Here is a 13,527-nt window from a genome sequence, read left to right on the forward strand (position 1 = left end):
CCCCCCCCCGCCGGGAAGGCGATCATTTGCCCTCGAGGATCGGCAGCAGCCGGGCCAATGCTTCCGGGTCCACCGAAGACGGCACGAGCAGGCGCCGCCCGCTCCTCAGAACGATCTCGAGCTGGATGTCCGGGGCCGGCTGCCGCAACGACTGGGTATCCAAGTCGGGCACCATCTTCACCGGCACGAACGCCGGACCGCTCTGGGTCGCGAACTCACCGTTCCGATACTGTCGCCGCCAGACGGTCAGCCAGACGGTCAGCAGCGAACGGCAGATGCCATGCCGCCGCGCTGTCGCTGAGACCTGCCGATGTCCCCCAAGGCTTTCTCGACCACCCTGATCTTGTCGGCATCGCTCCAGTACCGACGACGCGGCGCATCCTCGGTGGACAGGATCTCGATCCGGGGTGTGACCGTAAGGTCGACCATAACGTCGGACTTATCATCGCCTCCAACGCCCCGTCAGACGGCCCCCACCGGAGGGATACGACCGAGCACCCCTGCGAAGGGACAATCCGGCCCCCACCGCCGCTCCGGGTCTTCGAGGCCCCGGCCCAGTACGACCGCCGCTTATCGCACGACATACCGCGAAGGTTCCCGGCCTCGACGGCGATCAGGGGGCGACCAGGGCAAGTCCGTTCAGATATCCATTGACCGGGCGATCAGTTCCTTCATGATCTCATTGGTGCCGCCATAGATCATCTGAACCCGGCTGTCGGCGTAGAGGCGCGCGATAGGGTACTCCATCATAAAGCCGTAACCGCCGTGCAGTTGCAGACATTCGTGCATGACTTCGTTCTGCGTCTGGCTGCCCCACCATTTCGCCATCGAAGCGGTGGCCGCGTCAAGCTCGCCGGCCTCAAGCCGCGCGATGCCGTCATTGACAAACGTGCGCAGCAATTCGGCCTTTGTCTTGCATTCCGCCAGCTTGAAACGGGTGTTCTGGAAATCCATGATCCGCTTGCCAAAGGCCTTGCGGTCCTGAACGTATTTCACCGTCTCGTCGATCGCGAAGTCGATGAAGCCAAGCGCGGTGATGCCGATCATCAGCCTTTCCCACGGAAGTTGCTTCATCAGCTGATAGAACCCCTGCCCCTCTTCCTGACCAAGGAGGTTGGCTGTCGGCACCCGCACATCCTCAAAGAACAGTTCGGCCGTGTCAGACCCTTTCATGCCCAGCTTCCTGAGGTTCCGCCCACGACGGAAGCCCTCCGCGCCCTCGGTTTCCAGAACGATCAGGGACACGCCCTTGGCACCGGCGCTGCGATCCGTCTTGGCCACGATGACGATGATATCGGCGGTATGTCCGTTGGTGATAAAGATCTTCGAGCCGTTGATCTTGTAATGATTACCGTCCTTTTCGGCATGGGTCTGGACGCTCTGAAGGTCCGAGCCCGTTCCCGGTTCGGTCATCGCGATGGCCGCAACGCTGTCGCCGCTGATCAGCCGCGGCAACCACTTCGTTTTCTGCTCTTCACTGCCGTAGGCATTGATATAGTGGATAACGATGGTCTGGATGCCATAGCCCCAACCGGTGTCTCCGACGCGCCCCTGCTCGTAAATCGTAATCGCATCGAACCCGATTCCGCCGCCGGACCCGCCATAATCCTCGTCGATCGAGCCCCCCATCACGCCCTGCTCGCCAACTGTTTTCCAGAAGCTGCGATCGACGATACCCTGTTCGGCCCATTTCTCGATATTGGGGGCCATTTCCGCCTGAAAGAGCTTGCGCGTGCTGTCCGCGAACATCTTGTGTTCATCAGAAGCCCAGGTTGTCGTGTTCTTGATCAGAGACATGTTTCTTTACCTGTGGAGCCTTATTTGCATCTCGAAAAAACTACCAAGTGTTTTGTTTTCTGACAACGATCCGGAGCCGGCCCTGGCAATTCCGTTACGTTTCCGGGACGCGCAACGCGCGGTTCCCGACGCGACACAACACCACCGCCGCATGAAAAAGGCCCTCCGCGATCAGAGGGCCTTTTGCGGTTTCGCTATGTCGGGCTCAGAGTTTCTCGACCAGTTCCGGCACGGCGGTGAACAGGTCGGCAACCAGTCCAAAATCCGCAACCTGGAAAATGGGGGCTTCCTCGTCCTTGTTGATCGCAACGATGATCTTGGAATCCTTCATGCCCGCAAGGTGCTGGATCGCGCCCGAGATGCCAACGGCCACATAAAGACCAGGCGCGACAACCTTGCCGGTCTGGCCGACCTGCCAATCGTTCGGGGCATAGCCACTGTCAACCGCCGCGCGGGACGCGCCGACTGCGGCGCCCAGCTTGTCGGCGAGTTTTTCGATCAGGGCAAAATCCTCCTCCGAGCCGACACCGCGCCCGCCGGAAACAACCACACCGGCAGAGGTCAGTTCGGGACGGTCGCTTTCGGCAACCTTGTCTTCGATCCATTCGGAAAGGGCCGGATTTTCCGCAGCCGAGATGGTTTCCACCGCAGCCGAGCCGCCCGTCCCCGCCGCGTCGAAGGTCGAGGTCCGGAAGGACACGACTTTCTTGGCGTCTTTGGATCTTACGGTCTGGATCGCGTTGCCCGCGTAGACCGGGCGTTCAAACGTGTCCCCGTCGACCACGCCCGAAGCGTCGGAAATCACCATAACGTCCAGCAGCGCGGCGACGCGGGGCAGCACGTTCTTGGCGTCGGTGGTGGCGGGGGCGACGATATGTTCGTAGTCGCCCGCCAGGCTAACGATCAGCGCCGCGGTGGGTTCGGCAAGCCGGTGCCCAAGGGCGGGATCTTCGGCCACGAGTACCTTTGCCACGCCGTCGATCTTGGCGCAGGCCTCGCCCGCGGCGGCGGCCGAGGCACCGCAGCAGAGCGCGGTCACGTCGCCCAGTTGCTTTGCAGCCGTAACGGCTTTTGCAGTTGCGTCAAACGCCAGTTCACCATCGGTGACTTCTGCGAGAAGTAGAACAGCCATTACACAGCCCCCGCTTCTTTGAGTTTCGATACCAGTTCATCGACCGACTCGACCATGATCCCCGCCTTGCGGGCCTCGGGTTCTGCGGTCTTCACGATTTCCAGACGATTGGCGACATCAACGCCGTAATCGGCGGGAGTCTTTTCATCCAGCGGCTTTTTCTTGGCCTTCATGATGTTGGGCAGCGACGCATAGCGCGGCTCGTTCAGCCGCAGGTCGACGGTCACGACCGTCGGCAAGGACACTTCGATGGTTTGCAGACCGCCGTCCACCTCGCGGGTGACCTTTGCCTTGTCGCCGACAATCTCCAGATCCGAGGCGAAGGTCGCCTGCGACCAGCCCATGAGGGCGGCCAACATCTGGCCGGTGGCGTTCATATCGTTGTCGATGGCCTGCTTGCCACACAGCACAAGACCTGGCTGCTCTTCGTCAACGATCGCCTTGAGGATCTTCGCAACGGCCAGAGGCTCGATATCGTTGTGCACGTCATCCGCCGCCACAACAAGGATCGCACGGTCCGCGCCCATCGCCAAAGCGGTGCGCAGCGTTTCCTGGCTTTGCTTGACCCCGATGGAAACGACCACGACTTCGTCCACCTGACCCGCTTCCTTGAGGCGGATCGCCTGTTCGACGGAAATCTCGTCAAACGGATTCATCGACATCTTCACATTGGCAAGATCGACACCTGAACCGTCCGCTTTGACGCGTACTTTCACGTTGTAGTCGATCACGCGTTTGACAGGCACCAGCACCTTCATGAGCGGTTTCCTCCAGTTATTGATGTGGTTTCGACCGTCTTAACGGTCCTTGAATTCGGGTCTTCGTTTCTCCGAGAACGCCTTCATGGCTTCGGGGAAATCATGCGCGCACAACAGAACGCTTTGGGCATCACGCTCGATGTCCAGCGCTTCCAGATAGCTGCATTCGGCTGCGGCGCGCATCACGCGTTTGGCGGATTGTACGCCGAACATCGGATGGGGGGCAATTTCGCGGGCGATCTCAAGCGCACGTTTCTCGACCTGCTCGGCAGGAACGCATTCTTCCACAACGCGCAATTCCTTCGCGGTTCGCCCGTCGATCTCGCGACCGGTAAGAACAAGCATCCGCGCCACCCCCGCGCCGGCGCGTTGCTGGAGCAGCCAGCTTGACCCTGTATCGGGACAACCGCCAACGCGGGCAAAAACCTCGCACAGCCGCGCATCTTCGGCGGCAACGACAATATCCGCCGAAAGAGCAAGGCTCAGACCGGCACCGAAAGCGACACCGCAGACGGCCGAGATCAGCGGCTTGCGAAAAAGATATGCGGCGCGTCCGCCATCGTGAACCTTGTCGACCATTTCGGACGTGGCCCTGGCCCCCTTGGCAACCTCGGACTGGAACCCGACCAGATCCCCGCCGCTGCTGAAATGATCGCCCCCGGTCATGACCACCGCCCGGATCGTGTCATCCTGTTCGGCGTCGCGCAGATGCGCCACCAGTTCCCCGACGAAGGCGATGCTGTAGGGGTTGCGCTTGTTGGTCTGAACAAAGCGCAGGATGCCGACAGGGCCATCTTTTTCAAAGCGAATAAGTTCGGTCATTCCAGCCTCCGTCAGGTTCCGGTCCAGACCGGCGCGCGTTTTTCGGCAAACGCCTTGGGGCCTTCAACAGCATCATTGCTGGCATAGACGACCTCATGCAGGCGCCTTCCCTCTTCGAGGCCGCCGGCGCAGCCCAGATCCATGGTTGCGCGCACGCCGCCTTTCGCCGCAATAACCGAAAGCGGGGCCGCGCTGGCGATCCGTCTGGCAAGCTCATATGCCCGCGCGCGCACGGCGTCCGGCGTTTCCTCAAGATAGTTGGTAAACCCGTAATCGTGCAGTCTTTCGATCGGCATCAGATCACCGGTCAGGACAATTTCCATAAGGATCGGTTGGGGCAGCATCGACAGAGCCGGAGCCGCCCACGGAGACCCGCGCCCGATCTTCACCTCGGTGATGCCGACCTTGGTGCCCATGAGGCCAACGCGAAGATCGCAGTTGAGCGTCAGCATCATGCCGCCGGCCATCAGGGATCCGGTCATGGCGGCGATGATCGGCTTTTTGCAGGCGCGCATGGTTTCGTGAAACGGGTCGCGCATCTTGGACAGAATATCGACCCCCTCGTCACGCGCGATCTGGGCAGCTTCCTTGAGATCCATCCCGGCAGAGAACACACCGCAATCGGCCGAGGTCAGAATGGCGACGCGAACGCTGTCATCCGCCTCGATCTTTTCCCAGGCATCCGCCAGCCCGTTCGTTGCGGCCACCGACAGCGCATTCTTGCGCTCGGGCCGGTTGATACTGACGGTCGCGATGCCGTCTTCGATCTTCACGTCAATAGGGTTCATCATATCTGCCTCGTTTCTTTGGGACATTCCCGATGGAAAACTCGGGCCGAGGTTCCCCCGCGCGACGATGTCGCGCGCGGGGGTGTTCAAGCTCATTCGACGGTGAACTTCTCGGAGCTTTCCTTGATCACTTCCCACACAACGTCGAGGTACTCGGCGCTCCAGTCTGTCAGCGGAACCCACTTTTCGCCGTCCCACTGCTCGATGCGGGTTTTACCGCCGCCGCCGTGATCTTCGGGTGTCACAGACAACGGAGCCATCAGGCCGTTGGCATCGTATCCCGAAAGCGCCTCGTAGGCCGTCTTCATGGTTTCCGGGGTCAGCGGCCAACCGTTTTCTTTGATCGCCATCCGCGCGGCTTCAAACCCGGCCGAATAAATCGCCATGCCAATGTTGTAATACACGTCACGCACCAAGCTTTCGGGCCCGCTGCCTTTGCCGTCGGCATAGTAGGTTTCCAGCATCGTTTTCACGATCGGGACTTCCTGGCCACCGGCGACGTTGGTGCCGCGAAGAATGCCCGTCGCCTCTTCCGCGCCGATGTTGGCGATATCGACCTCGTTCAGCCAGTTCGATGTCAGGTAACGGTCGATCGGGAACCGGTTGCGACGCATTTCCTTGGAGGCGACCACATGTCCACCAGCCAGCAGCCAGCTGATGACATAGTCAGGCTTGTCGCGGCGAATTTTGCTCCACGCGCCGGACTGGTCCGACCCGGGCAGCGGAACCGGATACAACTCGAGTTCAAAGCCCTCTTTCTCGGACAGGGTTTTCAAGATCTCGATCGGTTCCTGACCGAACGGATAATCCAGATAGATGAACCCGACCTTGGCGTTGCTCAAATCGCCGTCGAGCTGCTCCTTGATGAAGGCAACGTCGTTGGCGGCCTGCTGCCAGTAGGTCGGACCCACCGGGAAAACCCATTCGAACACCTCGCCGTCAACCGCATCGCCACGGCCAACGAAAGACTGCATCAGAAGGTTTTCGTCCTTCATCGCACGCGGCATGACAGCGTTGGTGACAGGCGTGGACAGGAAGTTGAAAATGAAAACGCCGTCGCGCTTGAGCTGTTCGTAGCATTCCACGCCGCGCTGGGGTTCGTTGCCGTGGTCGCGCACGATGACTTCAACCGGGTGCCCTTCGATGCCACCGTTGTCGTTGGTGTACATCGCGAGATCCTGGGCGGCCTGGGCCACCTGGGGCGAAATGAACGTATACGATTTGCTGAGGTCGAAACAGAGCCCGAACCGGATCGGCTCCTTGTCTTGCGCGGACGCAATAGTCGCGCCTGTCGCCAACGCGGCGGTGAGCGCCACCGCCTTGATGTGCTGTTTGATTTCCATGCTTTCTTTCTCCCTTTGATCGACATCAGCGCAGCTTATCGCTATTCGGGCGCGCCGCCGCCGACCCTTGTGCTAGCTGACCGTCACTGTTCGTATTTCGAGGAACTTTCCCTGACCACGTCCCACACCACATCGCTGTATTCCGCGAGCCAGTCGGTTTGCGGCACCCAGGTCTCTCCGTCCCACATCTCGATGCGGGTCTTGCCGCCGCCGCCGTGATCCTCTGCTGTCAGCGTGATCGGCGCCATCAGCCCGTTGGCGTCGTAGTTTTCCAGAGACTCCAGTCCGGCCTTGTAGGACTGCGCGGTGATTGGAAGGCCTTCCATCTCTTCCGCCCGTCGCGCGGCCTCGAAAATGATCGAGTGCATCGCCAGGCCGGTATTGTAGTAAACGTCTTGCGTATTGACCAACGGACCCGAACCTTGCCCCTTGTCATAAAGTTCACTTATGATCTCGGTCCGAAGGGCCACGTCCGGCCCCCCCACGACATTGGTGCCGCGCTTCAGTCCGATGGCGGCCTCGGTCCCGATATTGGCGATATCCACTTCGTTCAGCCAGTTGACCGAAATGTACTTTTCCATCGGAATGCGATTGCGCTGCATTTCTTTCGAAGCAACGACATGCGCACCGCCAAGCATCCACGAAATCACATGATCGGGCTTGTCGCGGCGCATTTTCGACCAGGCCCCCGACTGGTCGCTGCCAGGCAGCGGCACCGGGTAGAGCAGAAGCTCGAAGCCCTCCATTTCCGACAACGTCTGCAGAATCTCGATCGGCTCCTGCCCGAACGGGTAGTCGAAATAGATGTAGCCAACCTTGACGTCCGAAAGATCGCCGTCGTGCAATTGCTTGATATAGCCGATATCGTTGGCCACCTGCCCCCAGTAGGACGGGCCGGCCGGATACACCCAGTCGAATACCGTGCCGTCCACCGCATCGCCACGACCGACAAGCGACTGCATGAGAACGCGTTCGTCTTGCATCGCACGCGGCAGAATCGCCAGAGACACCGGCGTGGACAGGGTATCGAAGACAAAGACCCCCTCGCGGCTCAGCCTCGAATAGCATTCGATCCCACGCTGCGGTTCGTTACCGTGGTCGCGCACGATGACTTCAACCGGCTCGCCGCCGATCCCGCCCTTCATGTTTATGAGCTTTGCGAGATCCAGCGCGGCCTGCGAAACCTGCGGTGTCGCAAAAGTATACGCCTTGCTGAGATCATAACAGACACCCACCTTGAACGGCTCGGCCAGAGCCTGCGTCCCGGTAATCAGGCCGCCCATCATCGAAAGTGCTGCTAACGCCTTGGTAAGTTGTTTCATCTTTTCCTCCCTGAACACTGCCTGTTTGGAACCTCAACTCAGCCAACGTTTGCGTCGGCTGTAGTGTTTGACATTGTGGAAATCCGTCCCTTCACCTCCTCCGAGATAGAATTCCTGAATGTCCGAGTTTGATTTGAGAGCTTCGGCGGTGCCGTTCATGACAACGCGGCCGTTTTCGATCAGATACCCTTCGGAAACGATCTCCAGAGCGGCCAGGGCGTTCTGTTCCACAAGCAGAACCGACATTCCCTCTTCCTTGTTGATCTTTTGTAGGATGCCAAAGATCTCGGCCACCAGGAACGGCGCAAGTCCTAGGCTTGGCTCGTCCAGCATCAGCAGGCTGGGCTGGGTCACCAGCGCGCGACCGATGGCCAGCATCTGCTGCTCGCCGCCCGACAGATAGCCCGCCAGAGAATTGCGCCGCTCGGCAAGCCGGGGGAAGTAGTTGTATATCTTCTCCTTTTCCCCGCTCAGATCCGATCGCGACATTCCGGTCGGGGCGGCGGCCGTCAGATTTTCGTCCGGCGTAAGATGTTCAAAGACGCGCCGTCCTTCGATGACGTGACAGATGCCCAACTCCACGCGGTTCTGGGCAAGCATCTCGGTGATATCCGTTCCGTTGAACCTGATTTCACCCCGGCTGACGCGCCCGCGTTCAGCTTTCAAAAGTCCACTGATCGCCTTCAGCGTGGTGCTTTTCCCCGCTCCGTTCGACCCCAAAAGCGCGATCATCTCGCCCTTTGGGACCTGAATCGAAACACCCTTGATCGCCAGCATCACGTTGTCATACAGCACCTCGACACTGTTCATCGACAGAATGGGCTGGGCTTCGACCTTTTCCTGCATCGGCTTTCCTTTTTACTTCCTGAGCTGATCGAAGGGCCAGACCATCAGATAGTCCCGGATGTTTCCGTAAAGCTTTCCCAGCCCCAACGGTTCGATCAGAAGAACCACGACGATCAGCGCGCCATAGACCGCGTTCGGGATATGGGCGAGCGTTTCGACATTGATCTGCGTGCCAAGTCCGGCACTTCCCGCAACGACCAGACCGTTCACAAGACCGGGTACGAGCAGGATCAAGGCAACACCGAAATAGGATCCGATGACGCTGCCAAGCCCGCCGACAATCACCATTGCCAGAACCTGGATCGAAACGTTTACCGAAAACTGCTCGGGCGCGGCCAGGAAAAAGAAGGTCGCAATCAGCAGGGCGCCACTGACGCCCGCAATAAAGGACGATGTCGCGAAGGCCAGGATCTTGTAGTAGAAACTGTTCACCCCCAGGATCGCGGCGGCAAAGTCCTTTTCCCGCACGGCGACCAGGGCGCGGCCCAGACCCGTACGCTTCAGATTCAACATGAAAATCGTGACCAGCACGCACCATCCGAAGGCGACATAGTAATAGCCGGCATCCGACGTGATATCCTGCCCAAGCAGCGCCAGCGTCGGAGATTGCAGCGACGCATGTGAGCCCCCGGTGATCGCCGGCGAATGGGTCAGCACCCAGTCCATCACGAATTGCATCGCAAGCGTCGTGAGCGCAAGATACAGACCTTTCACCCGCAATGCCGCAAAGGCAAACAGGCTGCCGATTACCGACGATGACAGCCCACCGATGATGAGGGCGAATTCCCAGGGAATCCCGAACCGCGCGGCGTGGATCGCGGAATACGCGCCAACCGCCATGACCGCGGCATAGCCCAGATGAAGCTGGCCGGCCCACCCCGTCACCAGGTTCAGCCCAAGGGCGGCCGCCGTCCAGATCAGCCACGGCAGTATGTAACTGTTCAGGTAAAGCGACGGTATGATGAACGGTGCCACAAGACCGAACAGAAAGATGAACGCAGCCAGATTCCGGTCGGCAGGCAACTTGAAGATCCGGGTGTCGGATACATAGTCGGCGTGGTGAACACCGGAGAGTCGGTAAAACATTCCTTACACCCTTTCGATGTCGTGACGGCCGAACAGTCCGTGCGGACGGATCATGACTGTCAGAATAAGCACGGCGGCGACGATCAGTTCGCGGCTTCCCCCCCCGACAAGCGGATCCAGGAAGTCGGCGCCCACGTTTTCCACGATCCCCAGGATGAGACCGGCGATCACCGCCCCCAGGATACTGTCGAGTCCACCAAGGACAGCGACCGTCAGACCTTTGAGAAGCAACAGTGACAGCGACTGATCGACGCCCTGGATTTCACCCCAGATGACGCCCGCCCCGAGGGCAACGACCGATGCCAGGGCCCAGGACAGGCCGACGCCGCGCTCGACCGAAATCCCGACCGACCACGAGGCCATGTAGTCATCCGCGATGGCCCGCAGTTTCACGCCGGTTCGCGTGCGGAAAAACAGCATGAAGGCGACAAAGAACGCGATCGTGACCGCTGCGCCGACCAGATGGATGCGACTGACGAAGATGTCGCCGACGAACAGCGGTTCATAACTGACCCCCAATTCCATCGACCGCGACGTACCCCCCAGATTGCAAGCGTTGTGCCGCGCAGGAAGATGTCCAGGCCAAGCGTCAACATGAGGATCATGACGACCGGGCGCCCCGCGAGACGGCGCAGTGCCACACGCTCGATTCCGAAACCCAGCGCGAACATGATGACCGCACCGAGGGGAATGGCGACCCAAAGCGGCAGGCCCGCATCATGGGACAGAGCAAGAACCACATAGGCCCCGACCATCGTCAGCCCGCCCTGCGCAAGATTGGGCACCGAGGAAGCCTTGTAAATCAGCACAAGGCCGATGGCGAAAAGCGAATACAGAAGGCCCGTCAGGGCACCGTTGATCGCAAGCTCTGATAGAAAGACCCAGTCCATTCATACCTCCCTGATGGGAAGGCTTCTTTCGACCTTCCCGACTTCGCCGGTCTCGTAAGTCACCTGGGCGCTTACATGGACCTCTTTTGAACCATCGTAGAGCGCCGCGACGACGTCGGCATAACGTTCCTCCACGACCTTGCGACGCAGTTTCCGTGTTCTCGTGATCTCGCCATCGTCCGGATCGAACTCTTTCGGCAGGCTGACAAAGCGTTGCAGGCGCAATGGCTCGGTGAGGGCGTTGTTCACCCGCTTGAAAGCCCCGTGCAGCAGCGTGGCAACCTCGGCGCGCTGGGACAGATCGGCATAGGACGTGTATGGCACGCCGTTCACCTCGGCCCAGTGTCCGACCGCTTCGAAATCCACGCAGACCATCGCCGTGAGTTCATCCAGCCCGGCACCAAGCACCGCCGCATCCTTGATGTACGGGCTGAACTTCAGCCGGTTCTCGATATAGTTCGGCACATAGCGTTCACCGCCGGCGGTATACATGACCTCGGAGACACGCCCCAACACCACGAGTTGCCCGTTTTCCTCCACATAGCCGGCGTCGCCGGTACGCAGCCACCCTCCCTCAAGGGCCTCGGCAGTCGCTTCGGGCTTGTTGAAATAACCTTTGAACACGCTGTCGGAGCGGATCAGGATTTCCCCGTCGTCCGCGATTTTCAGCTCGACGCCCGGCACCGGTTTGCCAACGGTGTGAAGGCGTACCTCGCCCGGAGACTGGATCGCATTGATCGCGCTGTTTTCGGTCTGGCCATAGAGCTGGCGCAGCTTGATCCCAAGAGCCCGGTAGAAAACAAAAGTGTCTTCGCCGATCGCTTCGCCGCCGGTGAACGCATTCTTCAGGCGGCTCATCCCGAACTGGTCCTTGATCGGACCGAAAACGATCGCCTCTCCCAGAAGCCGTCCCAGAGGCTCCAACGCACCGCCGCTCTCGCCATTCAGCTTACGCGTCTCGGCAGCAACCGCCCGGTCCATGAAGAAACGGTACAGCCATTTCTTCAACGGGGTCGAATTTTCCATGCCGACCTGGATCGTCGTCAGCATCTGGTCCCAGCTTCGGGGGGCCGCAAGGTAAAAGGTCGGTGCGATTTCCCGCATGTCGCGCACGACCGTTTCCTGCCGCTCGGGCACGTTCACGGTAAAGCGCCAAAGCAGCGCCGCCGCGACGGTAATGGCAAAGTCACCCACCCAGGCCATCGGCAGATAGGCCAGCACTTCCTCGTTCTCCTCGAAGGCACCGGCTGCATGGCCGTTTCTTGCCGCGGCGAGAACGTTCTTCTGGCTCAGGACGATCCCTTTCGGTTTGCCGGTCGTCCCCGAGGAATGCATGAAAATTGCCGGATCGTCGGGTTTTGTGCGGTTCAGAATTGACTCTCGGCGGTGCGGATCCTCGTTAAGATCATGTCGGCCGATATCGATCAGGTGATCCCATGACATCAGTCCGTCGTCTTCATAAAATCCAAGCCCGCGCGTTTCGTCGTATATGACATGAGCGATGCCGCTCGCGCCCGCGGTCCGGACCTCGAGAATCTTGTCGACCTGCTCCTGATCTTCCGCGATGGCCGCCACGATTTCGACTTCGCCCAGGAAATGCTGAAGCTCTTCGAGCGTCGCCCCCGGATAGGCCGGCATCGCGTAGGCCCCGAGCAGGGAAACCGCAAGCATGCCAGCGTAGAGCCGCGCACGGTTGTCGCCCAGAACAAGCACGGCCTTGCCCGGCTCTACTCCGAGCTTTTCAAGTCCAGCCGCGCAGGCCAGAATCTCTTCGACATACTCGGCCCAGGTGCTTTCTTTCCAGATTCCGCGCTCTTTTTCGCGAAGCGCAATACTCGACCCGTAGCGTGACGCGTTCCGCGCCAGCAATGTGCCGATCGTCTCGCTGGCGGAGACTTGCAATGTCGCCTCTTCAGCCATGCGTCCCTCCAACATATGCCTCGATGACCCTCGGATGCTTTACAACTTCCCTAGGAATGCCGCTGGCGATCATTTCGCCGTAGTTCAGCGCCAGCATGCGGTCGCAGATGCCGATGATGACATCCATGTGGTGCTCGATCAGAAGGACGCTGACGCCGCGTTCGGCCCGAGCGTCCAGAATGAAGCGGGACATATATCCCTTCTCCTCTTGGTTCATACCTGCCATCGGCTCGTCGAGGATCAGCAATTGCGGCTCCGCCACCAGCGCGCGCGCAAGCTCGACGCGCTTTTTCAGGCCGATCGGAAGGCCATCGACCAGCTCGTGCCGAATGCTCTCAAGCTGAAGAAACTCGATCACCTCTTCGACGATTTTACGGTTCTCGATTTCTTCGCGCTGCGCGACCCACCAGTAAAGCGCCGTGCGCAGAACGCCCTGCTTCATGTGGATGTGTCGCCCAAGCAGAATGTTGTCCAGAACGCTCATTCCGTTGAACAGGGCAAGGTTCTGAAAGGTTCGGGCGACCCCGAGCTTTGCAACCTTGTGCGGCGCGGTGCCCGTGATGTCATTTCCCGCCAGCCGGACAGTCCCTGTATTCGGAGGGTAGAATCCGGTGATCGCGTTCGTAAGCGTTGTCTTGCCGCTGCCATTCGGACCGACAAGACCAAAGATCTCCTTGGGTTGAATGACGAGATCCACACCTGTGACAGCGACGATACCGCCAAACCGCCGTTCAATCCCACGGCACTCCAGTATTGCCCCATCACCGGTACCGACATCTGTTGTTCTTTGCGTCATCATCTGGATCCTGTTGTCCCCCGCTAG

12 protein-coding genes and 1 pseudogene are annotated in these 13,527 nt (G+C 59.9%); all 13 read right to left on the reverse strand.

Annotated elements, in window-relative coordinates; genetic code table 11:
- Positions 1-22: 22 nt before the first annotated feature.
- The 13 genes and pseudogenes from BLQ77_RS29480 to BLQ77_RS20515 all read right to left on the reverse strand — a co-directional run bounded on the left by BLQ77_RS29480 (position 23) and on the right by BLQ77_RS20515 (position 13,503).
- Positions 23-187: a hypothetical protein gene (locus BLQ77_RS29480; protein ID WP_242661793.1), complete on the reverse strand. Its 165-nt coding sequence runs from the start codon at positions 185-187 to the stop codon at positions 23-25.
- A 452-nt stretch (positions 188-639) separates the two neighbouring features.
- A complete protein-coding gene (locus tag BLQ77_RS20460; RefSeq protein ID WP_009504319.1) occupies positions 640-1,797 on the reverse strand; it encodes an acyl-CoA dehydrogenase family protein in 1,158 nt (385 codons plus the stop codon).
- 205 nt (positions 1,798-2,002) lie between these two features.
- The gene (locus BLQ77_RS20465) at positions 2,003-2,929 is read right to left on the reverse strand and encodes an electron transfer flavoprotein subunit alpha/FixB family protein (RefSeq protein ID WP_009504320.1); all 927 of its coding nucleotides are present in this window, start codon (positions 2,927-2,929) and stop codon (positions 2,003-2,005) included.
- Positions 2,929-3,687 carry an electron transfer flavoprotein subunit beta/FixA family protein gene (locus tag BLQ77_RS20470; RefSeq protein WP_089962628.1) on the reverse strand — a complete coding sequence of 253 codons (759 nt, stop codon included), beginning with the start codon at positions 3,685-3,687 and terminating at the stop codon, positions 2,929-2,931. The genes BLQ77_RS20465 and BLQ77_RS20470 overlap by 1 nt, the downstream gene beginning before the upstream one ends.
- A 39-nt stretch (positions 3,688-3,726) precedes the next feature.
- Positions 3,727-4,509, reverse strand: a complete 783-nt coding sequence (locus BLQ77_RS20475) for an enoyl-CoA hydratase/isomerase family protein (RefSeq protein ID WP_009504322.1) — start codon at positions 4,507-4,509, stop codon at positions 3,727-3,729.
- A gap of 11 nt (positions 4,510-4,520) precedes the next feature.
- Positions 4,521-5,393: an enoyl-CoA hydratase-related protein gene (locus tag BLQ77_RS20480; protein ID WP_242661794.1), complete on the reverse strand. Its 873-nt coding sequence runs from the start codon at positions 5,391-5,393 to the stop codon at positions 4,521-4,523.
- Positions 5,390-6,640, reverse strand: a complete 1,251-nt coding sequence (locus tag BLQ77_RS20485; RefSeq protein WP_089962630.1) for an ABC transporter substrate-binding protein — start codon at positions 6,638-6,640, stop codon at positions 5,390-5,392. The genes BLQ77_RS20480 and BLQ77_RS20485 overlap by 4 nt, the downstream gene beginning before the upstream one ends.
- 83 nt (positions 6,641-6,723) lie before the next feature.
- Positions 6,724-7,962, reverse strand: a complete 1,239-nt coding sequence (locus BLQ77_RS20490; RefSeq protein WP_311135904.1) for an ABC transporter substrate-binding protein — start codon at positions 7,960-7,962, stop codon at positions 6,724-6,726.
- A gap of 33 nt (positions 7,963-7,995) precedes the next feature.
- A complete protein-coding gene (locus BLQ77_RS20495; protein WP_009504326.1) occupies positions 7,996-8,808 on the reverse strand; it encodes an ABC transporter ATP-binding protein in 813 nt (270 codons plus the stop codon).
- Between the two features lie 12 nt (positions 8,809-8,820).
- Positions 8,821-9,894 (reverse strand): branched-chain amino acid ABC transporter permease, encoded by a 1,074-nt coding sequence (locus tag BLQ77_RS20500; protein WP_009504327.1) that lies wholly within the window; start codon positions 9,892-9,894, stop codon positions 8,821-8,823.
- A gap of 3 nt (positions 9,895-9,897) precedes the next feature.
- A pseudogene (locus BLQ77_RS29900) lies at positions 9,898-10,784 on the reverse strand (branched-chain amino acid ABC transporter permease).
- A complete protein-coding gene (locus BLQ77_RS20510; RefSeq protein ID WP_223870755.1) occupies positions 10,785-12,704 on the reverse strand; it encodes an AMP-dependent synthetase/ligase in 1,920 nt (639 codons plus the stop codon).
- The gene (locus BLQ77_RS20515; RefSeq protein ID WP_009504332.1) at positions 12,697-13,503 is read right to left on the reverse strand and encodes an ABC transporter ATP-binding protein; all 807 of its coding nucleotides are present in this window, start codon (positions 13,501-13,503) and stop codon (positions 12,697-12,699) included. The genes BLQ77_RS20510 and BLQ77_RS20515 overlap by 8 nt, the downstream gene beginning before the upstream one ends.
- Positions 13,504-13,527 lie beyond the last annotated feature (24 nt).

The sequence above is a fragment of the Salipiger thiooxidans genome, from assembly GCF_900102075.1.
GTDB classification, from domain to species: Bacteria; Pseudomonadota; Alphaproteobacteria; order Rhodobacterales; family Rhodobacteraceae; genus Salipiger; species Salipiger thiooxidans.